General features: G+C 71.4%; 2 protein-coding genes. One reads left to right on the forward strand and one right to left on the reverse strand.

Translation table 11 applies throughout. From position 1 onward, the window contains the following. Nucleotides 1–69: 69 nt before the first annotated feature. A complete protein-coding gene (locus tag ABZV34_RS39300; protein ID WP_356288042.1) occupies nt 70–537 on the reverse strand; it encodes a helix-turn-helix domain-containing protein in 468 nt (155 codons plus the stop codon). 91 nt (nt 538–628) lie between these two features. On the opposite strand from ABZV34_RS39300, the gene ABZV34_RS39305 reads away from it, so the two are divergent. After that, nucleotides 629–1,123, forward strand: coding sequence for a PaaI family thioesterase (locus tag ABZV34_RS39305; RefSeq protein ID WP_356288045.1), 495 nt, complete (start codon nt 629–631; stop codon nt 1,121–1,123). Nucleotides 1,124–1,529: the final 406 nt, after the last annotated feature.

Below are 1,529 nucleotides of genomic sequence, written 5' to 3' on the forward strand. Positions count from 1 at the left end.
ACCGCTCGCGTGTGACGGGTCGTCGGGACGGTCGGACCTCGGTCGCGCCCGGCACCCGACACGACTCACTCAGGCACGGGGTCGCGCGCTCGGGCCGGGCAGGACCGTGACGTCCGCCGGGGTGAGCGCGACATGTTCGTCGGCGCACTCCACCACGACCCGCACCGGTGACGCGCACTCACTGTGCCGGATGTCGAGAACCGGGCCCCCCGGGTCCGCGACGTACGCCTCGCCCCACTGTCTGAGCGCCACCAGGACGGGCCACAGGTCCCGGCCCTTCCCGGTCAGGCGGTATTCGTGCCGCGTACGGCTGCCCGCTTCCCGGTACGGCTCGGTCCGCAGGATCCCGGCCGCCACCAGTGTGCGGAGCCGGCCGGCCAACACCGCCTCCGAAAGGCCCACATGACGGCGGAAGTCGTCGAATCGCCGGACGCCGTTGAAGGCGTCGCGCACGATCAGCAGCGTCCACTTCTCGCCCACCACGTCGAGCGTGCGCTGGACCGTACAGTTCTCCGTGCTCACTTCGAGCCACTCCATACCCGCATCATAGGCGCGCTGGCTTCATTATTGACAGTCAGCTGCGGCCCCGGCTAGCTTCGGTTTACACAGTCAGATGAGGAGCGCGCGCATGGGCCGGTCACGTACGTACGAGTGGGAAGACCCCTCGGTCTCGGCCTCCGAGGTCGGACGGACCAGCGGGCTCGAGTTCCTGCGCGCGATGATCGCCGGCCGGCTGCCCGGCCCTCCCATCGGTGCCACGATCGGGATCGTGCTCGAAGAGGTCGACCGCGGGCGTGCGGTGTTCTCGCTGGAGCCCGGCGAGGAGCACTACAACCCCATCGGCAGCGTTCACGGCGGGGTCTACGCGACCCTGCTGGACTCCGCGGCGGGATGCGCCGTCCAGACGACGCTTCCGCAGGGCATGGCCTACACCTCGCTCGACCTGACCGTGAAGTTCCTGCGTCCGATCACGGTGGACACCGGCAAGGTCCGCGCCGTGGGCACCGTCCTGAACGGCGGCCGCCGCACGGCACTGGCCCAGGCCCAGCTGTACGACTCCGCCGACCGGCTGCTCGCCCACGCCACCAGCAGCTGCCTGCTGTTCCCGGCGCCGACGGCCTGAGCCCCGTACGGCGCGTCGGGGGGTGTCGTCGTTGTACCGCCAGTCGTCGCCCTGAGGTCCTCACGGGCGGTCTCGGCACCGTCCCCGCCGTGGAGTTCCGCTCAGGGCGCGAGAAGCGCTCGGGCCGGGACCGGGGCGACAGGGTGCAGGGTGGCCGCACCCACTTCGTCAAGATCTGATGCCGCGCCAGGCAACAGGCGCGCGAGCCTCTCGTTCACGGCTTCGGCCGTCCCTCCAGCGCGCGGGAGGTCGCTCTACCGCGGCTCGAAGGCCGGTTCACCACGGCGCGGGTCCGTTGACGACGGCTCGGAGGCCGGTTCGCCACGGCCAGGCAGTCGCGTTCGCCGTCCGGAAGCCGGTGCGCCGCCACCCGGAAATCGGCTCGCACACGGGCGGGCCGGGTGCT

This window comes from Streptomyces sp. NPDC005195 (assembly GCF_040608315.1).
Classification (GTDB): Bacteria; Actinomycetota; Actinomycetes; order Streptomycetales; family Streptomycetaceae; genus Streptomyces; species Streptomyces kaempferi.